General features: G+C 65.1%; 17 protein-coding genes. 7 read left to right on the plus strand and 10 right to left on the minus strand.

The window, feature by feature from the left end; genetic code table 11:
* Positions 1 to 175 precede the first annotated feature (175 nt).
* Positions 176 to 1,579 carry a GntP family permease gene (locus ABB30_RS11280; protein ID WP_057638417.1) on the minus strand — a complete coding sequence of 468 codons (1,404 nt, stop codon included), beginning with the start codon at positions 1,577 to 1,579 and terminating at the stop codon, positions 176 to 178.
* Positions 1,580 to 1,756: 177 nt separating this feature from the next.
* On the opposite strand from ABB30_RS11280, the gene ABB30_RS11285 reads away from it, so the two are divergent.
* Together ABB30_RS11285 and ABB30_RS11290 are read left to right on the plus strand one after the other, a co-directional pair.
* A complete protein-coding gene (locus tag ABB30_RS11285; RefSeq protein ID WP_245626498.1) occupies positions 1,757 to 3,991 on the plus strand; it encodes a TonB-dependent receptor in 2,235 nt (744 codons plus the stop codon).
* A 128-nt stretch (positions 3,992 to 4,119) separates the two neighbouring features.
* Positions 4,120 to 7,488 carry a hybrid sensor histidine kinase/response regulator gene (locus ABB30_RS11290; RefSeq protein WP_057638419.1) on the plus strand — a complete coding sequence of 1,123 codons (3,369 nt, stop codon included), beginning with the start codon at positions 4,120 to 4,122 and terminating at the stop codon, positions 7,486 to 7,488.
* On the opposite strand, the gene ABB30_RS11295 is transcribed toward ABB30_RS11290, so the two are convergent.
* The 3 genes from ABB30_RS11295 to ABB30_RS11305 all read right to left on the minus strand — a co-directional run bounded on the left by ABB30_RS11295 (position 7,485) and on the right by ABB30_RS11305 (position 9,474).
* The gene (locus tag ABB30_RS11295; protein ID WP_057638420.1) at positions 7,485 to 7,706 is read right to left on the minus strand and encodes a hypothetical protein; all 222 of its coding nucleotides are present in this window, start codon (positions 7,704 to 7,706) and stop codon (positions 7,485 to 7,487) included. The genes ABB30_RS11290 and ABB30_RS11295 overlap by 4 nt on opposite strands.
* A 68-nt stretch (positions 7,707 to 7,774) precedes the next feature.
* Positions 7,775 to 8,449, minus strand: coding sequence for a response regulator transcription factor (locus tag ABB30_RS11300; RefSeq protein ID WP_057638421.1), 675 nt, complete (start codon positions 8,447 to 8,449; stop codon positions 7,775 to 7,777).
* Positions 8,450 to 8,670: 221 nt separating this feature from the next.
* Complete coding sequence (locus ABB30_RS11305) at positions 8,671 to 9,474, minus strand: 3-hydroxybutyrate dehydrogenase (RefSeq protein ID WP_057638422.1); 804 nt, start codon at positions 9,472 to 9,474, stop codon at positions 8,671 to 8,673.
* Positions 9,475 to 9,595: 121 nt separating this feature from the next.
* On the opposite strand from ABB30_RS11305, the gene ABB30_RS11310 reads away from it, so the two are divergent.
* The 3 genes from ABB30_RS11310 (at position 9,596) to ABB30_RS11320 (ending at position 12,850) form a co-directional block, all read left to right on the plus strand.
* Positions 9,596 to 11,422 (plus strand): D-(-)-3-hydroxybutyrate oligomer hydrolase, encoded by a 1,827-nt coding sequence (locus ABB30_RS11310; protein ID WP_245626499.1) that lies wholly within the window; start codon positions 9,596 to 9,598, stop codon positions 11,420 to 11,422.
* A 283-nt stretch (positions 11,423 to 11,705) separates the two neighbouring features.
* A complete protein-coding gene (locus ABB30_RS11315) occupies positions 11,706 to 12,263 on the plus strand; it encodes a cytochrome b (RefSeq protein ID WP_057638423.1) in 558 nt (185 codons plus the stop codon).
* 11 nt (positions 12,264 to 12,274) lie between these two features.
* Complete coding sequence (locus tag ABB30_RS11320) at positions 12,275 to 12,850, plus strand: YceI family protein (RefSeq protein ID WP_057638430.1); 576 nt, start codon at positions 12,275 to 12,277, stop codon at positions 12,848 to 12,850.
* 153 nt (positions 12,851 to 13,003) lie between these two features.
* On the opposite strand, the gene ABB30_RS11325 is transcribed toward ABB30_RS11320, so the two are convergent.
* From ABB30_RS11325 to ABB30_RS11345, 6 genes are all read right to left on the minus strand, one after another.
* Positions 13,004 to 13,570 (minus strand): DUF6694 family lipoprotein, encoded by a 567-nt coding sequence (locus ABB30_RS11325; protein WP_161808859.1) that lies wholly within the window; start codon positions 13,568 to 13,570, stop codon positions 13,004 to 13,006.
* The gene (locus ABB30_RS11330; protein WP_211263486.1) at positions 13,506 to 13,850 is read right to left on the minus strand and encodes an excalibur calcium-binding domain-containing protein; all 345 of its coding nucleotides are present in this window, start codon (positions 13,848 to 13,850) and stop codon (positions 13,506 to 13,508) included. The genes ABB30_RS11325 and ABB30_RS11330 overlap by 65 nt, the downstream gene beginning before the upstream one ends.
* Positions 13,851 to 13,961: 111 nt before the next feature.
* The gene (locus ABB30_RS11335) at positions 13,962 to 14,360 is read right to left on the minus strand and encodes an MAPEG family protein (protein WP_057638425.1); all 399 of its coding nucleotides are present in this window, start codon (positions 14,358 to 14,360) and stop codon (positions 13,962 to 13,964) included.
* Between the two features lie 167 nt (positions 14,361 to 14,527).
* A complete protein-coding gene (locus ABB30_RS16295) occupies positions 14,528 to 14,872 on the minus strand; it encodes a hypothetical protein (protein WP_152980716.1) in 345 nt (114 codons plus the stop codon).
* 163 nt (positions 14,873 to 15,035) lie between these two features.
* Positions 15,036 to 15,254, minus strand: a complete 219-nt coding sequence (locus ABB30_RS11340; RefSeq protein WP_083489843.1) for a glycine zipper domain-containing protein — start codon at positions 15,252 to 15,254, stop codon at positions 15,036 to 15,038.
* A gap of 212 nt (positions 15,255 to 15,466) precedes the next feature.
* Positions 15,467 to 15,907 (minus strand): DUF2628 domain-containing protein, encoded by a 441-nt coding sequence (locus ABB30_RS11345; protein ID WP_057638427.1) that lies wholly within the window; start codon positions 15,905 to 15,907, stop codon positions 15,467 to 15,469.
* Positions 15,908 to 16,058: 151 nt separating this feature from the next.
* On the opposite strand from ABB30_RS11345, the gene ABB30_RS16875 reads away from it, so the two are divergent.
* The gene (locus ABB30_RS16875; protein ID WP_275452400.1) at positions 16,059 to 16,181 is read left to right on the plus strand and encodes a hypothetical protein; all 123 of its coding nucleotides are present in this window, start codon (positions 16,059 to 16,061) and stop codon (positions 16,179 to 16,181) included.
* Positions 16,182 to 16,318: 137 nt separating this feature from the next.
* Entirely contained in the window at positions 16,319 to 17,533 is a 1,215-nt protein-coding gene (locus tag ABB30_RS11350) for an IS4 family transposase (protein WP_057638428.1), read from the plus strand.
* Positions 17,534 to 17,661 lie beyond the last annotated feature (128 nt).

The following is a 17,661-nucleotide window of genomic DNA, read 5'->3' on the forward strand; positions in this document are numbered from 1 at the left end:
AGGGCCGAGGGCCGAGGGCCAGAGCGAGCGAGTGGTAAACGGGTCGGGGGGGCTTGGGGCGAGACCGGGATGATTGTCTGGACGCCAAAACGCCGCCGAGGGCGCCGGCGGCGTTTGTTTTGTCCGGCCCTGCCGGCCGGGGGAGAGAGTCCCGGCAGGCAGGGCGGCAGCGGGTTCAGACCAGGCCGGTGGCGTAGTACACGCCGATGATGAAGAACACGGCCAGGGTCTTGATGACGGTGATGGCGAAGATGTCCTTGTAGGACTGGCGGTGGGTCAGGCCGGTGACGGCGAGCACGGTGATCACCGCGCCGTTGTGGGGCAGGGTGTCCATGCCGCCGGAGGCCATCGCGGCCACGCGGTGCAGTACGTCCATCGGGATGCCGGCGGCCTGGGCGTTGGCGATGAAGCTGTCGGCCATCGCGGCCAGGGCAATCGACATGCCGCCCGACGCCGAGCCGGTGATGCCGGCCATGGCGGTGACCGAAATGGCCTCGTTGATCAGCGGGTTGGGGATCGAGCCCAGCGCATTGGCCACCACCAGAAAGCCCGGCAGGGCGGCAATCACCGCACCGAAGCCGTACTCCGAAGCAGTATTCATCGAGGCCAGCATGGCGCCGCTGATCGCACTCTTGGTGCCTTCGGCAAACGCGGCCACCACCGGTGCCCAGGCCAGGGCGATGACCGACACAATGCCCACCAGCAGGGCGGCCTGCACTGCCCAGATCGCGCCGAGCTTGGCGGTTTCCTGCACCACCGGGGCCGGGTTGCCGATCACCGCCGGGATGAATTCGGTCACCGTGCCGTACCAGCCCGGCATCCATACGGTGAACAGGTAGTTGGACACGCCCACCAGCACCAGCGGCAGCAGGGCGATGAGCGGATGGGCCAGCTTCTCGCCACGGAAGGGTTCGGGTTCGTTGAGCAGCGCATCGCTGCCGGCATAGCCCTCACCGGCCTTCAGGGCCGAACGGCGGCGCCATTCCAGGTAGCTCAGGCCCATGATCAGGATGAACACGGTGCCCAGCACGCCCAGGGTCGGCGCGGCCCAGCTGGTGGTGCCGAAGAAGCTGGTCGGGATGATGTTCTGGATCTGCGGGCTGCCCGGCAGCGCGTCCATGGTGAAGGTGAAGGCGCCCAGGGCAATGGTGCCGGGAATCAGGCGCTTGGGGATGTTGGACTGGCGGAACAGCTCGGCGGCAAACGGGTAGACCGCAAACACCACCACAAACAGCGACACGCCGCCGTAGGTGAGCAGGCCGCAGACGATCACGATGGACAGCATCGCCCGCTGCGCACCGACCAGTTTGATCGTGGCGCTGACGATGGACTTGGAAAAGCCGGAAATCTCGATCAGCTTGCCAAATACCGCGCCGAGCACAAAGACCGGGAAATACAGCTTGAGAAAGCCGACCATCTTGTCCATGAACAAGCCGGTGAACATCGGCTGCACCAGCGCCGGGTCGGTGAGCAGCACGGCGGCCAGGGCGGCCACCGGGGCGAACAGGATCACGCTGTAGCCGCGGTAGGCCACGAACATCAAAAAGCACAGCGCGGCCAGGACAATCAGAAACGACATTGCGTGCCTCTCCGGCAATGGGATGCCCGGCAGTATCCGGAGCGCGGCGGGCAGGGCCCACTGTACGAACGGACAGTACGAAGGTGATCGCCGTCTCGTTACCTTGCGCATCATCAGGCGGCATCTGTTTGCTGCCTTGTCATACCCGGGAGGAGGGGAGACCTTATGAAGCGCAAGATGCTTTGCACCGCAATTGGTGGTGTGTTGCTGGCCCCGTTCATGGTGATGGCCCAGAGTGAGCCGGCCGCAGCCTCTGCGCCTGGCAGCCAGCAGGCCACCACCCTGGACGAGCTGACTGTCACCGCACGCCGTCGCACCGAATCGATCATGGACGTGCCTGTGGCCGTCAGCGCCTTCGGCGAGGAGCAGCTCAAGGATCTGCAGGCCAACACCGTGGAAGGCCTGCAGGGCGCGGTGCCGAACATGAACATCGCCCAGGGGCGTGGTTCGGCCAACTCGGTCAACGTGGCCATCCGCGGTATCGGCCAGCCCGACGCGCTGCAGACCTTCGACCCGGGCGTGGGCATGTACGTGGATGACGTGTACTACTCGCGCGTCAACGGCGCCCTGTTCTCGCTGTTCGACATCGCCCAGCTGGAAGTGCTGCGCGGCCCGCAGGGCACCCTGTACGGCAAGAACTCCACCGGCGGCGCGATCAAGCTGACCACCAAGAATCCGTTCGAGAACGAGGGCGGTGCGGTGGAGATCACTGCTGGTGACTACGGCCGCCTGGAAGGCCGCTTCTATGTCTCCGGCCAGCTCAGCGACACCGTCGCAGCCAGCATCGCCGGGGCCAAGATCACCAACGATGGCTACGTGCGCGACCCGGCCAGCGGCCGTCGCTTCAACGACGATGACACCACCGCGGTGCGCGCCAAGCTGGCCTTCGCGCCCAACGACGCCTTCCGCGCCACCCTGAGCTTTGACCACACCAAGCAGGATGCCGCCCTGACCATGGGCCGCCCGATGGCCGACCTGCGTGCCACCAGCCTGGCCCCGGCCGGCGTGGTGGTGCTCAACCCGGCCCAGACCGGCGACTGGGACCACACCGCGCAGACCTCCTTTGCCCCGGGCAAGGGCCAGGAGCTCAAGCACACCGGTGCCTCGCTGGCCATGGAGCTGGATCTGAACGAGCAGTGGCAGCTGAAGTCGATCACTTCGGTGCGCAACCTGGACACCGAGTCCTACATCGACATCGACGCTTCCCAGTACGAGCTGGGTGACGTGCTGGTGGCCCTGGACCAGAGCCAGAACAGCCAGGAATTCCAGCTGCATTACGACAACGGCTCCAACGTGCACGCCACCTTCGGTGCGTACTACATGAAGGAAAAGGTGCCGTCCTACCAGGAAGCCTACGCCGACGACCTGTTCCAGATGTTCGGCGCCGGCATCCCGTTCCTGCGCACCATCGAGGACGACCTGCGTACCACCTCCAAGGCCGCCTTTGCCCACGTCAACTGGGAGTTCATCCCGACCTGGACCCTGGCCGCCGGCGTGCGCTGGACCGAGGACAGCAAGCGTTACGACCGCAGCACCAGCACCTACTGGGGCGCGCCGTTTGCCGCGCTGAACGAGACCGTGGGCTTTGCCGCCCAGGCCGACTGGACCGCGACCACCCCGTCGATCAGCCTGCAGAAGGCCTTCAGCAACAACCTGATGGGCTACATCTCGGCCAACCGTGGCTTCAAGAGCGGTGGTTTCAACGGCCGCGCCAACACCGTGTATGACACCCAGCACGCCAAGTTCGATCCGGAATACGTGTGGACCTACGAGCTGGGCATCAAGGGCAGCTCGGCCGACAACCGCTTCCGTGGTGGTGCCACCGCGTTCTACAGCAAGTATTCGGACTTCCAGGCCCGTGTCTCGCAGGACGTCGGCACCTTCCCGGTGCTCAATGCCGCCGAGATGAACATCAAGGGCGTGGAGCTGGAAGGCACCATGCTGCTGGGCAATGCCACCACCCTGAGTGGCCAGGTGTCCTGGCTGGATGCGCAGTACGACAGCTTCGAGGACTTCCGTCTGGATCCGTCCTACCCGGGCTTCGATCCGAACGTGAACCACGACCACGTGCCGTTCTCGCCGGAAATCACCGCCCGTCTGGCCCTGCAGCACGTGTTCGGCCTGGCCAACGGCTCCAACCTGACCATCGGCGGTGATGTGAACTACCGCGATGACACCTGGTTGAGCGTGGACAACCGCGACGTGCTGATGCAGAAGGCCTACACCGTGGCCGGCGCCTACGGCGTGTGGGATTCGCCGCAGCTGGTGTGGCAGGTGCGCGCCGGCGTGCGCAACATCACCGACAAGTCCTACATGACCGAAGGCCAGGAGTTCGCTTCGGTGGGCAATATCCAGACCGCCTACTACGGCCTGCCGCGCAACTGGTATGTCTCGCTGCGTTACAACTTCTGAGCATGCCCGTTGAGTGACTGACGGACACGGCAGCCAGCGCAAGCTGGCTGCCGTTTCTTTATCCTCTGGCCCGGGAGTTTCCGTTGCCGGGAACCGTGTAGCCGCCGGCGGGCGGGGGAAGTGCTGCAATGTTGAGTCTTGTGACGGTGGCCGTGGCCGGGGTGGCCTGGCTGGTGCTGATGTTTGCCGCGGCCATTTATGGCGAGCGCCATCCCAATGCCCTGGCCGGGCGTTGGCACCATGTGTATGCGCTGTCGCTGGCGGTGCACTGCACCTCGTGGACCTTCTATGGCACGGTCACCCAGGCCGTGCGCCACGGTTGGTGGATTCCGCCCACCCTGGTCGGGGCCATCGTGTTCTACCTGCTGGCCGCCCGCTTCATGGGCTGGCTGGTCAAGCTGGCGCGGGAGTCCAACGCCACTTCGCTGGCCGACCTGATCGCCGCCCGCCTGGGCCGCGATGCGTGGCTGGCGGCAGCGGTCACCGCGGTGGCGGCGCTGGGCATGATTCCCTACATCGCGCTGCAGCTCAAAGCGGTGGCGATGAGTTTTTCGATGATCACCACCGGCTCGGTCGGTACCCAGCCGGCGCCGGTGCTGGGCGACAGCGCCCTGTACGTGGCCCTGGCCATGGCCGTGTTTGCGATCCTGTTCGGCGCACGCCGGGCCAATGTGTCCGAGCACAACCGCGGCCTGGTCCTGGCCATGGCGGTGGAATCGGTGTTCAAGCTGCTGGCCATGCTGGTGCTGGCCGGCTTCGTGCTGTGGTGGTTGCCGCGCCAGGCCGGCAGCATCGATGTGCTGCGGCAGACCCCGCTGCTCACCAGCAGCGGCGGTGGTGGTTTCATTCCGCTGGTGCTGCTCGGCGCGCTGGCCATGTTCCTGCTGCCGCACCAGTTCCACATGGCGGTGGTGGAGTGCCGCGACCGGCGTGACCAGCGCACCGCGCGCTGGCTGTTTCCGATCTACCTGCTGTTGATGGCGCTGCCGGTGCTGCCCCTGGCCTGGGCCGGCAATGCCCTGCTGCCGGCCGGCGTTCCCACCGACATGTACACCCTGGCCCTGCCTGCCCTCAACGGCCAGCACGCGGTGGCGTTGCTGGCCTTCCTCGGCGGCCTGAGTGCGGCCACCGGCATGGTCGTGGTCAGTGTGCTGACCCTGAGCCTGATGATCGGCAACCACTGGTTTGCCCCGGGCCTGCTGCGCAGTGCCTGGTCGCGGCGCGGCGATGGCGACCACCGCCGCGAGCTGCTGTGGCTGCGCCGGGTGGTGATCTGCCTGACCATGCTGCTGGCCTGGGGCTACAGCCGGGTGATCGGTGACAGCGATGTGCTGGCCGATATCGGCGCGGTGTCCTTCTCGGCCCTGGCCACCTTGCTGCCGGTGCTCGGTTTTGCGCTGTTGCGCCCGCAGACCTCGCCACGTGCGGCGGTGGCCGGGGTGCTGGCCGGCTTTGTCACCTGGGCCTGGGTGCTGCTGGTGCCCAACGTGCTGGTGCTGGGCTGGGCCCAGGCCGAATGGCTGCGCAGTGGCCCGTTCGGCATCGCCGCGCTGTCGCCGCAAGGCCTGTTCGGCCTGACCGGCTGGACGGCGCTGGGGCGGGCGGTGGGCGCCAGCCTGTTCGTGGGCACCTTGACCACCCTGGTGGTGATGACCTGGCGCCGCGCCACCCCGGCCGGACGTGACCGTGGCCTGGATGCCGACGGCCTGCGCGAGGCAGGGCGCCGTTTCCTGGCCCCGGCCCAGGTCGAGCAGATCCTGGCCGGCGCCCCGCGTCAGGGCGCGGTGCCGGCCGTGATGCAGGAGCGCATGGAGCGCGAGCTCTCCGCAGTGCTGGGCAGTGCCTCGGCGCGCCTGTTGCTGGATGCCGCGCGCAACGAGCAGGGCGAGCTGGCCACGGTGGCGGCGATCGTCAGCGAGGCCAGCGTGGACCTGCGCTTCAACCAGAAGGTGCTCGAAGCGGCGCTCAACAACATGGACCAGGGCATCAGTGTGATCGACAGCGAGCAGCGCCTGGTGGCCTGGAACCAGCGTTACGCCGACATCCTCGGCCTGCCGCCGGAGCTGCTGCAGGTGGGCCAGCCGATTGCGCAGATCACCGCCTGGGCGCTGGCCCGCATGCCCGAACGCGGGGATGGCCAGCGTGCCACCGAGCGCCGCCTGGCCTTCATGCGCGCCGGCACCGCGCACCTGTCCGAGCGCGTGTTCCCGGACGGCAGCATTGTCGAAATCCGTGGCAACCCGATGCCCGGCGGTGGCTTTGTGGCCACCTTCACCGATGTCACCGCATTCCGCCGCAACGAGCGCGAGCTCAAGCGCAGCAACGAACTGCTGGAGCAGCGCGTGGGTGAGCGCACCGCCTTGCTGGAAGCGGCCAAGCGCGAGGCCGAGCGTGCCAGTGATGCCAAGAGCCGCTTCCTTGCGGCAGTTGGCCATGATCTGCTGCAGCCGCTGCATGCAGCGCACCTGTTCACCGACACCCTGGCCCAGCAGGTGGCCGCGCCGGAGAAGGCCGAGCTGGTCGGGCAGATCCGTGGTGCGCTGGATTCCACCACTGACCTGCTGACCGGCCTGTTTGACATGTCACGCCTGGAAGCCGGTGGCCTGGTGCCGCAGCCGCGCACCTTTGCCCTGGCCGAGGTGCTGGACCCGCTGGCCGCGCAGTTTGCCGCGCTGGCCAAGGCCAACGGGCTGGATTTCCGCTATGTGCGCAGCCAGGCCTGGGTCCACAGTGACCCGCAGCTGCTGCGCCGGGTGCTGCAGAACTTCCTGGCCAATGCGGTGCGCTATACGCGCAGCGGCGGCATCGTGCTGGGCGCGCGCCGCAGCGGTGGCGGCCTGCGCCTGGAAGTGCATGACAGCGGCCCGGGCATTGCCCTGGCCGACCAGCAGGCCATCTTCGAGGAATTCCGCCGTGGCGAGGGTGCGGCCGGGCAGGGCCTGGGCCTGGGCCTGGCCATTGCCGAGCGCATCGCCCGCCTGCTGCAGCTGCCACTGGGCCTGCGCAGCACGCCGGGCGTGGGTACGGTGTTCAGTGTGGAACTGGCCGGCGTGGTGCGGCCGCCGCAGCCGGCGCTGCCGGCGTCAGCTGGCAAGCGCAGTGGCCTGGCCGGGGTGCCGGTACTGGTGGTGGACAATGATCCGCAGGCGCTGGCCGCACTGGCCGGCCTGTTGCGTGGCTGGGGCTGCGTGGTGCACGAGGCCGATGGCGAAGCACAGGCACGGGCACGTCTGGCCCAGGCCGAGGTGGCGCTGTGGCTGTTTGACTACAACCTGGATGACGGCGACACCGGTACGGCGCTGCGTCAGCGTCTGGCCGCCAGTGGTGAGCCGCGGCCGACCTTGATCCTCAGTGCCGATGACAGCCTTGCCACCCGGCGTGAAGTGCTCGAACAGGGGCTGACCCTGCTGCACAAGCCGGTACGTCCGTTGGCGTTGAAGTCGGTGCTCGATCGCCTGTTGGCCGCCCGGCACGGTGCGGTTGCAAGTGGGGCCTAGACCATCATCGCCTCTTCCACCGCGCCCAGGCGCTGGGCCATGCGCGCGATGTGGTTGGCACACGCCTGCGGCTCCAGGCCGGCATCGCAATGCTGGGTGAGCAGGTGCTGGTAGGTATCCCAGAAGGGGGCTGAATTTCCGTGCAGGTTCCAGGCGTGCTGCATGGCCCGCCAGGCGGATTGGCAGCACGGATCGCGTTGGATGGTGGGGTCATCCATGAGTAACTCCTGTTGCGTGGGGCAATGGTTCTACTGCCCCGCTATTTGGAGTCAAATCAAGGAGATGGTCAATCCACCCAGGTATCGATTTTGCGTGACGGATCGCTCAGTTCAAGCTCGCGCAACACCACGCTGGCCTGGGTGCGGTTGCGCACGCCCAGCCGTTCGAAGATGGCCGACAGATGCGCCTTGACGGTTCGCTCCTGTACATCCAGGCGGTCGGCGATCTGCTTGTTGAGCAGGCCCTGCGCCACCAGCACCAGGACCCGGAATTGCTGCGGGGACAGGCTGGCCAGGCGCGCGGCCAGTTCACTGTCATGCGGCGAGGACTGGGCGGTGTTGACTGCTGCCCGCAGCGAGGCCGGCAGCCATTGCTCGCAATCCATCACCGCACGGATCGCATCGCGCAGTTCGTCCAGGCCCGAGCTCTTGGGCAGATAACCGGCCGCGCCGTGGTCCAGCGCCCGGCGCACCACGCGCGGGTCGTCATTGGCCGAGACCACGATCACCGCCACCCCCGGATGCTGGGCACGGATGGCGGCCAGGCCGGCCAGGCCATGGTTGCCGGGCATGTGCAGGTCCAACAGGATCAGGTCGATGTCCGGCTGCTCGTCCAGTGCGGCCAGCACCTGGTCCAGCGAGGCGGCTTCGCGCACGGTCATGGCGTCGATGGCATCGCTGGCCGCCTGACGCAGGGCAGCACGGAACAGCGGGTGGTCATCGGCGATCAGCAGGGTCGGCATGGAGTGGGAGCTGGGAACGAGTGAAGGGAATGGCGGGCAACGAGTGGTTGGAAGCGAGCAACGAGTGTGGAGTAACGAGGAACGAGTGAGAGCGGCTGGCAACGAGTGGTGAGGAAAGAGGAACGAGTGGCTGGAAGCGAGGAACGAGTGGAGAGTAACGAGGAACGAGTGATGCGCCCCTACTCGTTTCTCGTTACTCGCTCCACTTACTCGTTTCTCGCTTACTGCGCTGTCCAGCCGCCGTCCACCGGCAGGCTGGCGCCGGTGACATTGTGCGCTTCGCGGCGGCAAAGCCAAACCACCATTGCAGCGATGTCTTCGGGCAGGGACATGCGCAGGGACGGCTGCTTTTCGGCGAGCAGGGCGCGCACGCCGTCATCGCGGTTGCCACCGGCCGGAATGCGGGCCTGGATCTGCGGCTCGATCAGCGGGGTTTCCACCCAGCCCGGGCACACGCAGTTGACCGTGACCCCGCCGCTGGCACGGTCGCCGGCAGCGGCGTATTCCAGCCCGGCCACCTTGCTCAGGCCGATGATGCCGTGCTTGGAGGCCACATACGGGGCCTTGTCCTTGCTGGCGACCAGGCCGTGTACCGAGGCAATGTTGACCACCCGGCCAAAGCCGCGTTCGGCCATGCCGGGCAGGGTGGCCTGCATGGTGTGGAAGGCCGAGGACAGGTTGATGGCAATGATGTCATTCCACTTCTGCACCGGTTGCTGCGCCAGCGGCGCGGCATGCTGGATGCCGGCGTTGTTGACCAGCACATCCAGCGGCGACCAGGCATTGATGGCGGCCATCATGTCGGCGATCTGCTGCGCATCGCGCAGGTCAGCGCCGAAGTGGCGTACCTCGGCGGCGCCGGCGGCCTTGACCGTGGCGATGGCCTGGGCAATTTGCTCGTCACTGCCCAGGCCATTGATGGCCACGTTGGCACCGGCAGCGGCCAGGGCGCTGGCAATGCCCAAACCAATACCCGAGGTGCTGCCGGTAACCAGGGCGGTACGGCCGGAAAGGAAGGTGTCCATGGGGGGGCTCCACACGCAGATGAGTCGATGCCATCACGCTAGCAGCGATGGCCGTGCTTGCCTTTGGTACGAAAGTACGATGAGCGCGGCCGCACAGGTTTGTTAGCGTGCAGCCATGAACATGCCCAAGCTCAGCGCTGCGTGCGCCCTTTCGCTGGGTCTGGTGATGGCCGGCTGTGCCAGCATCGACTCCACTCCCACCGCGCCGGCCTCGCTGGCAGTGCTGCAGGAAAGTGCGCACCGTCAGGGCGATGACCTGCTCAGTGCCGGGCTCGGCCATGCCGGCCTGCTCACCGCGGCTCCGCCGGCCTTTGCCGATGCCAACGCGCCGACCCCGGCCGAGCTGCGCAAACGTGCCCTGTGGGCCAGCTGGCGCGGCATCGCCGACCTGATGCCCGGCGGTGGTTTTGGCCAGCTTTACGGCACCCTGCAGGACGTGCCCGGGCGTGAGTTCTCCACCCTGGTGCGCTTGCCCGGTGCCAACCAGCCGCACCGCGTGGTGGTGCAGGTGCCGGACAACTTCGATGCTGCCAAGCGCTGCGTGGTGGTGGCCCCGTCCTCCGGTTCGCGCGGGGTGTATGGCGCGGTGGCCGTGGCCGGGCCATGGGCCCTGCCGCGTGGCTGCGCCCTGGCCTATACCGACAAGGGTGCCGGCAGTGATTACTTTGACCTGGATGCCCAGGCCGGGGTGCGCGCCGATGGCACCACCGCCGCGCTGGACGCGGCCGATGACTTTGCCTTCCTGCCCGATGCGCCGATCAATGCCAGCGGTGTGGCGGTCAAGCATGCCCACTCCAAGGACAACCCGGAAAGCGACTGGGGCCGGCATGTACGTCAGGCGGCCGACATCGCCCTGCAGGCCCTGGACAGCGCCGTGCCGGCTGCCGCGCCCTTCACCCATGCCAATACGCGGGTGATTGCGGTGGGCATCTCCAACGGTGGTGGTGCGGTGCTGCGTGCGGCCGAGGATGCCGATGGCTGGCTCGATGGCGTGGTGGCCGGTGAGCCCAATGTCTACAGCGACGGCGCTGGTTCGCGTGCGTTGTACGACTACACCACCGAGGCGGCGGTGCTGATGCCTTGCGCGTTGTTGGCTATCGACAACCTGCCGGCCAGTCCGCTCAGTGCGGCCGGCAAGGCGCTGGGGCAGTTGCGCTGTGCCAGCCTGGCTGCCTCCGGCGCAATCAGTGGGGCCGACCAGGCCGCGCAGGCGGCCGATGCTCTGGCCCGTCTGCAGGCCACCGGTTGGACCGCCCAGGCCCTGCAGGCCGGCGCACTGAGTGTGGATTTCGACCTCTGGCGTGCGGTTGCGGTGACCTATGCCTCGGCCTATGGCCGTTATGGCGTGGGTGAGCATCCGTGCGATTATGCCTTCTCGGCCACCACCGCCCAGCACGCCCCGCGTGCGGCCACCCAGGCCGAGCGCGGTGCATGGCTGGCCGATGGCAGCGGCATCCCGCCGGGCGCCGGGGTGAACATCGTGGATACCCGTATGGCCGCGCCGGATTTCCTGGCCCCCGGCACACACTGCCTGCGCCAGCTGTGGGCCGGCAATGACGCCGCTGCCCAGCGCGTACAGGCCGGTATCGCCGCCACCAAGGCGGGCCTGCCCAGCGCCGGGCTGCCGGTGATGGTGGTGCACGGCAATGCCGATGGCCTGATCCCGTTTGCCTTCAGCTCGGCGCCGTACGCGGCCGCGGCCAAGGCGGCAGGGCGTGAACTGAGCCTGTGGCAGATCGACCACGTGCAGCATTTCGATGGCTTCCTCGCACTGCCTGACTACGCGGCGCGTTACCTGCCGCTGCTGCCCTATGTGTACCGCGCGCTGGATGCAGTGGAGGCACGTCTGGATGGCAAGGCCGCGTTGCCAGCCGATGCCCATATCCGCACCACGCCGCGTGGTGCCGGCCAGCCGCTGGGCGCAGCCAACCTGGCCATGCCGGAGTAAGCCTTCCTGCCTGCCAAGCGGATGCAGCAGCAACGGGCCGTCAGGCCCGTTGTTGTTTGTGCCCCGCCGGGCGTGGGCGGGGCAGCGGGGCGGGGCGCAGACCGCCCGTGTGCGCCAGGGTTCCCGCGATCACGTTTTATTTTTGGAACAGTTCGACGTGGTCGCGACGGTGGTGCCGGCGCAGGGCCACGTGCAGACTTGTGCCACATCACAGGCACGCAATGGGCCTGGCCGCAGGATAGGCGGCCAGCCCGGTGTCCATCGTCTTCATGGGGAGCCAAGCATGTCATTACGCAATACCGCCCAGCGTTGGGGCGCCGTGAGTCAACTGCTGCACTGGGGCATCGTGGCCCTGATTGCCTGGATGGCCTGGTTGGGCCTGACCATGGTGGACATGCCGCCCACCCCGGCCAAGATCAATACCTACGCCCTGCACAAATCCGTGGGCCTGACCCTGCTCGTCCTGGTGGTGGTGCGCCTGGCCTGGCGCCTGTATGCCGGCGCACCGCGTGCCGTGCCCGGCACCCCCACCTGGCAGGCGCGCATTGCCAGCCTCACCCACGTGGCGCTGTATGTGCTGCTGCTGGGTATTCCCTTGAGCGGCTGGCTGTTCAATTCGGCTGCCGGTTACCCGCTGCAGTGGTTCAAGCAGTTCAACTTGCCGGCCCTGGCCGGCAAGGACGAGGGCCTGGCCGAGCTGGCCATCAGCATTCACGAGTGGGGGTTCTGGGCCTTGCTGGCACTGGTGGCCCTGCACGCCTCTGCAGCGCTGTACCACCATCTTTTCCAGGGCGATGACACCTTGCGACGCATGTTGCCCGGTTATCGCCCCCAGCCTTGAAGGAGCTGCCCATGAATACCGTCAATACCACCCTGCGTCTTGCCCTGTTGGCCAGCGCCGGGATGCTTGCCGGCCTGCAGGCCGCCCCGGCGGCCGCGGCCGATTATGTGCAGCAGCGCGGCGGCCTGAGCTTTGTCGGCAGCTACCAGGGCGAGACCTTCACCGGCCTGTTCCCGGGTTTTACCACCCGCCTGCAGTTCGACCCGGCCAACCCGGCTGCCGCAAAGCTGGACGTGGATATTCCGCTGGCAGGCGCCGACACCCGCAACGGCGAGCGCGACAGCACCCTGAAAGGGGCCGATTTCTTCAACGTGGCCCGCTTTGCCACGGCGCGTTACAGCGCCGAGGGGTTCACTGCACTGGGTGGTGACCGCTACCGCGCCGACGGCACCCTGCAGCTGCGCGGCATCAGCAAGCCGGTCAGCCTGACCTTCACCCTGAGCGGTGGTGACAACCCGGTGCTGGTTGGTCAGGCGGTGGTCAAACGGCTGGATTTCGACATCGGCGCCGGCGACTGGGCTGACCTGTCGATCATCCCCAACAACATCGACGTGGCTACCCGGGTGACCTTCCGCAAGCTGCCCTGAGCGGCACTGGCGGGTGGTACAAGATGGTGGGCAACAGGGCAGGGTGCTTGCGCATCCTGCCCTGTTTTTTGTTGGTTCCGGCAGCGGTTGCCATGAACATCCGTTCCAAACCAGCGCCGGGTACTGCTGCGCATGCAACCCGGTGCAGGGGGCTTACGGGCTGACCACTTCCACTTTGGTGGTGCTGTTGCTGGCGGCATAGGCAATGATCTGCTCGGCCGACATGCCGGCGATGCGGTCCTTGATGCGGGCCACGCCCGGTTGCTGAAGTTCCGGGTTGTTGACCACCTCATAGGCGCTGTTGACGCCGATGAAATTGATGGCCATCACGGCCATGGCCAGTTCCACTTGTTTGGCCTGCGGCAGTGAACGCTGCATTTGCTTGTAGGAAGCTTCGGCCGTGGCGGCATTGCTGGCATCCAGGGTGAGCGTTGCTTTTTCGCTACCGCTGCTGGCGCATGCGGCCAGGGTAGTGCCGAGCAGGAGGGTAAACAGGGTGTTCCTGAGCATGTTGATCATCCTTGCAGTGATGGCGTATCCAGCCGCGGTGATGCGGCCGTGGGGTGAAATAAAATCAGGGGCGTAAAGCCTAGCGTTTTGTGCGGGTGCTGCCAGCACATCGGTTGTGTGGGCGGTCACATACTGCGGTTCCCGCTCAAGGCCGGCCGCGATAGGGCTCGCAGCCGATGCCGTCGTTGTCGCGGTCCAGGTGCGGGCCATAGCCTGGGTCGCCACGGCGGACCGGTGCCGCGCCGGCTGCACGGGCCTCGGCGCAATTGGCGAACACGCCATGGCCACTGCTGCGTGCCGGGGAAAGTTGCGCCGGTGCCAGGCGGTTGCCGGCAGGCGCCAGGTTTGCCGGCGTGGCACCCCCGCCGCCACGGTGGCAGTGGTAGTCCCCGGTCTGCCGGTTGTTGTGGCAGCCCTCGCGGTTGAGCCCGCCCGGGTGGGCGTGAGCAGGGTCCATCGCGGCAAAACTTCCGGGCAATACAAGCATCATCAACAACGTCCGCACACAGCCCCCTGTTGTGTTTGTTTTTTGGATTATGCCGTTACTGCAGATTGGTTGTGTTTAGTCGCACGGTCTCGCGCGCCGTGCTTGCCGCATGCTTCAGTGCGCAGCGGCAATCCACACGCACAGCCACAGGCCGATCACCGCCAGAAAGTTGAGGGTGAAGGCCACGCCGCGCAGGCGCACATTGCCGGTGAGGATCTGCACCGCGCTGTGCAGCAGCCTGCCGACCACGAAGGGCCAGGCCAGCGCCACGGCCATGGACGAAGGCTGCAGCTGCATCAACAGCAGGCAGGCCACATGGAAAAACAGCGGCCACTCGAACTGGTTGGACAGGTTGGCGCTGATGCGTGGCTCCACGGCGGCCCACGGGTTGCTGCCATCGGCCCGCCGGCCAATCCCCCAGATCGCCGGTGCCCGCGCGACGGTGAGCAGCGTATACAACAGGCCAGCCAGCGCAACGTGCGCCACCATCGGCAGGATCAGGGAGTTCGGCATGATCGATAATTCTCCGATGTTCTCTTTGGCGATAATTGCCAGCTTTCAACGCTACCTTGTCCCCTTATTGTTCTGGGCAACTGCTCATGCTGACCTCGTTGTTTATCAGCTTTTATGGGATGAAGGAATCCATGCGAAGCCTTTCTGGTTGCACACGTATGTCTGACTCACGCTTCATCCTCCGGGTTCGGCCGGGTAAGGATGAATATTGAGCATGCTACTGTACAGATGCCGCCAGCAAAGAAGAAAAGCCAGGAAACTCCGAACGAAAACGCATCGCCAGCTTGGGTGCAGATGCGCCTGTAGGACTGGCGGCCGCAGCTGATCTGGCCTTCTTCAAGCGCACCGTAGCAATGCCACAGAAGCCCGGCTCCGAATGCAAGAAATACGAGGAATAACGCGCTGCGGACAAGTGGGGAGAGTGACTTTTGCAGGGGGCTGCGTCGGGATCCATACAGGTAGACGACGACCAAGAACACACCCATGGCACATGCAACAAGGTAGGTGAGCAACGCTCGCTCCAGAAAAGTTGGGTTGCTCGTGTCTTGCTCGCCCTGGATTGGAGTGTTCGGCGGATGGTGCTTTGGCAAAAATCGTTTGCGAGCAGCAAGCCCGGATTGATCGGGGGGTAGGTATGGGGGTTATTTATGAAAATGCACTCTGATCCGGATTCAATCAAGTGTCACGCTTGGAGTCATCTCCATTGCCTTTCTTTGCCTGGACTTCCTTTTCGCCCAGGCCGGCACCAAGAGCAACGCCGATCGCTATGCCCGGGGCGATGCCAAGCGCCAGATTTCCAATGGCAATGCCAATGCCGGCACCGATCGCGACACCAAGGGCTATGCCGGTGCCTATGAACTTTCCGCGTATCGCCTTTTCTTGGTCTTCAGTCACGATGATATCCTTTCATATTCAATGTCTGAGATAAGCAGGTCGTCGAAATCAGTTCGGTATGAATGAACTGTCGGGAGGCTGGCTATCGCACAGCAGCTTCCGCTGCTTTTGGGTGGGGCTATGCCAGGTATCTGGCAGGCATAGCTTGAAGCTCATTGCAGGAACTCAACCTGACCCCTTTGTTCCTGTTGGCTTGGGAAAATGGCTGGGGATCACAGCCAAGGCGCATCGCCAAGGACGATTTTCTTGTAGTAGCTGATATTCGCGCGGAACGAATACGCAACACCGAGGCCATAGCCAATGCTTCGTGAAAAACTTCCTAGGCCTACTGCATTCAGAAGAAGAATCAAGGCTACGGCGATGATGAAGTAGAACAGGGCTTGCCGCCACAGTCCCTTGGCCAAGTAATAGAACGGGCCAAGGATCAAGGCAAGGACGTTGAAGGTGAGGCCAAATCGCTCCCCGAATGGAAGGTCCCGGAAATGTGGCAGATCTGGGCCGCCTGCTTTTTCGATTAGCCTGAACTTGCGCTTCCATGACTCTGAAACTTGCAATCGTGCGATAGAGTCTGCCTTGGCCCTGGGCGGAACTGTTGTGGTGGGCTGGCTGATGGGTGGTGCAGATGATCCGTAGGAATTGTATGGGTCGCTCACAGAGACTCCTTTCAGTGTGGGTGGGGCCTGGCGCCCGAATCAAGACGAGTCGCGAAGCGGCAGGGGCTCCCTTCGAAAAGTGGACGCCTGCTGGTCAGGCGTTTGCACACTCCGGCTGGACAGATGATTGGTAATTGATTGCCGAGTGTGGATGCTGGTGGTTATTGAAATTCTGGCGATTCACAGCGGTTGCGGCACGATCAACAGTGGCCTCGTTGTTATCGGTGGTGAAAAGTCTCATCCTCCAATGCAACCTGATCCTGTGTTGTTCTGAGCCAGAAAATCAACCTGACCCTGAGGTTTCCCCACGTTTCTGCCATTGATATCAACAACTTGTGATCACTACAGCAGAAACAGACGCGCGCATGACGCAGCCTTGGAGGTGACTAAACCAAAAAAGGACTGACGATCATGCGCGCCAGCCAAGTATTGCAGAAGTGTCTGCGCAACTCACTACCCAGCATGCACGCGCTGCGGCGGCGGGCGCTGCTGCAAGCCGTTGAGGCATTGATCCAGGGCCGCCGATTGACCCTGAGTGACATTGCGCGATCCTGGCCTGGCGCCCTGCGCGTGCGAGCTCCGCTCAAGGCCTTTGACCGCCTGCTCGGCAACCGGCACCTGCATGGTGAACGCCATGGCATCGAGCAGGACATGGCCCGCTGGCTGCTGCGTGGGCCACAACCGGTCATCCTGATCGACTGGTCGGATTTGAAGCCCGACAAGAGCTGGTGCCTGCTGCGTGCGGCCATACCTGTCGGCGGCCGCACATTGACCCTGCTGGACATGGTCTTTCCCGGCCGTGAGCAAGGTTCACCGGGCGCTGAGAAACACTTTCTGCAGCAGCTGAGCAAGCTTGTGCCGGCAAATTCAACGCCGATCTTGGTCACCGATGCCGGCTTCCGCAGTCCTTGGTTCCGGGCTGTTTCAGCGCTGGGCTGGCATTGGCTTGGGCGATTGCGTGGCACTACTTGCATCAAGCCTCAGCATGTCCCCGATCACCCACAGCAATGGGCCGACAGCAGGCACCTGCATGCGATGGCCACTGCAACGCCGCACGAGTTGCCATCGATGCTGATCAACCGCAGTGCCCCACTTGCCTGCCGGTTGGTGGTCTATGCCAAAGCACGAAAAGGCCGGGGAAAAGCCAACCGGCGTACGCCAAGCAAGGTGTCTCGTTCCTCGTCGAGCCTGAAAGCAGCCGCCCGCGAGCGGGAGCCGTGGTTGATCGTGGCCTCGCTGGAACTGAGCAATGCCAGCCCCCGGCAATTGGTGAAACTCTATGCCCGCCGGATGCAGATCGAACTGGCGTTTCGTGACCTGAAATCACACCGCTATGGCCAAGCGCTGGAAGACAGCCTGACCCGCCAAGGTGGTCGGCTGCAGATCCTGTTGCTGGTCAGCACCCTGGCCGGCTTCGTCAGCTGGCTTGCCGGCATGGCCTGCGAAGCAGCGGATATCGCTCGCTGGTTGTGGCCGGTCAAAAGCACCCGAAAGCTGTATTCCACCCTGCGTATCGGCCGCGAAGCATTGGCCAGAGGCTGGCCACTGGGACCAGCATCGCGCTGCCTTGAACATCTCAGATCACCGCCACAGGCCGTCTTGGAGCAGATGTGTCTACACCCATGAAAACGTGGGGAAACCTAAGAACCTGACCCCGTTGTTTCGGATTTTCGGCCACGGCAGAGTGACAAGCCTGCGGCGCTTTTCCGTGGCCGCGAAGCGGGCTCGGCTTGAGTGATCGAATGGACTCCCCG

Source organism: Stenotrophomonas ginsengisoli (assembly GCF_001431485.1).
GTDB lineage: Bacteria > Pseudomonadota > Gammaproteobacteria > Xanthomonadales > Xanthomonadaceae > Stenotrophomonas > Stenotrophomonas ginsengisoli.

Excerpts from the sequence above, each read along its gene's own strand:
- ABB30_RS11280 (WP_057638417.1), bottom strand. The coding sequence starts at position 1,579 with ATGTCGTTTCTGATTGTCCTGGCCGCGCTGTGCTTTTTGATGTTCGTG.
- ABB30_RS11285 (WP_245626498.1), top strand. The coding sequence starts at position 1,757 with ATGCTTTGCACCGCAATTGGTGGTGTGTTGCTGGCCCCGTTCATGGTG.
- ABB30_RS11290 (WP_057638419.1), top strand. The coding sequence starts at position 4,120 with ATGTTGAGTCTTGTGACGGTGGCCGTGGCCGGGGTGGCCTGGCTGGTG.
- ABB30_RS11295 (WP_057638420.1), bottom strand. The coding sequence starts at position 7,706 with ATGGATGACCCCACCATCCAACGCGATCCGTGCTGCCAATCCGCCTGG.
- ABB30_RS11300 (WP_057638421.1), bottom strand. The coding sequence starts at position 8,449 with ATGCCGACCCTGCTGATCGCCGATGACCACCCGCTGTTCCGTGCTGCC.
- ABB30_RS11305 (WP_057638422.1), bottom strand. The coding sequence starts at position 9,474 with ATGGACACCTTCCTTTCCGGCCGTACCGCCCTGGTTACCGGCAGCACC.
- ABB30_RS11310 (WP_245626499.1), top strand. The coding sequence starts at position 9,596 with ATGCCCAAGCTCAGCGCTGCGTGCGCCCTTTCGCTGGGTCTGGTGATG.
- ABB30_RS11315 (WP_057638423.1), top strand. The coding sequence starts at position 11,706 with ATGTCATTACGCAATACCGCCCAGCGTTGGGGCGCCGTGAGTCAACTG.
- ABB30_RS11320 (WP_057638430.1), top strand. The coding sequence starts at position 12,275 with ATGAATACCGTCAATACCACCCTGCGTCTTGCCCTGTTGGCCAGCGCC.
- ABB30_RS11325 (WP_161808859.1), bottom strand. The coding sequence starts at position 13,570 with ATGGCCCGCACCTGGACCGCGACAACGACGGCATCGGCTGCGAGCCCT.
- ABB30_RS11330 (WP_211263486.1), bottom strand. The coding sequence starts at position 13,850 with ATGATGCTTGTATTGCCCGGAAGTTTTGCCGCGATGGACCCTGCTCAC.
- ABB30_RS11335 (WP_057638425.1), bottom strand. The coding sequence starts at position 14,360 with ATGCCGAACTCCCTGATCCTGCCGATGGTGGCGCACGTTGCGCTGGCT.
- ABB30_RS16875 (WP_275452400.1), top strand. The coding sequence starts at position 16,059 with ATGCTGGTGGTTATTGAAATTCTGGCGATTCACAGCGGTTGCGGCACG.
- ABB30_RS11350 (WP_057638428.1), top strand. The coding sequence starts at position 16,319 with ATGCGCGCCAGCCAAGTATTGCAGAAGTGTCTGCGCAACTCACTACCC.